Origin of the sequence: Octadecabacter dasysiphoniae (assembly GCF_021532615.1) — a bacterium.
In the GTDB taxonomy this organism is placed as follows: Bacteria; Pseudomonadota; Alphaproteobacteria; order Rhodobacterales; family Rhodobacteraceae; genus Octadecabacter; species Octadecabacter dasysiphoniae.
In genome coordinates, this window is the sequence record NZ_JAKGAQ010000037.1 from 1 (window position 1) to 243 (window position 243).

1 protein-coding gene is annotated in these 243 nt (G+C 65.8%); it reads left to right on the forward strand.

Annotation, left to right across the window (positions count from 1 at the left end):
• The coding region (locus L0664_RS18520; protein ID WP_235227387.1) for a hypothetical protein at positions 1 to 213 on the forward strand (213 nt) is incomplete at its 5' end.
• Positions 214 to 243: the final 30 nt, after the last annotated feature.

The following is a 243-nucleotide window of genomic DNA, read 5'->3' on the forward strand; positions in this document are numbered from 1 at the left end:
GACGCGGCGAAAGCGGTAGACACCGCCAAGGACAAGCTGGCCGACACCGCCGAAAAGGCGAAGGACGCTGCCGCGACCGCGCAGAGCACGGGTGCCCAGAGCCTCCGGGACATCAAGTGGGACGCGCAGAACGCTGCCCAGAACGCCAAGCAGGACGTGAAGGACGCGGCAAACAAGCTGGCCGACAACGGTTCCGACCACCGCAAAAACTGAGCCTTCTGCGTGCCCGGAAACCTCCCCAGG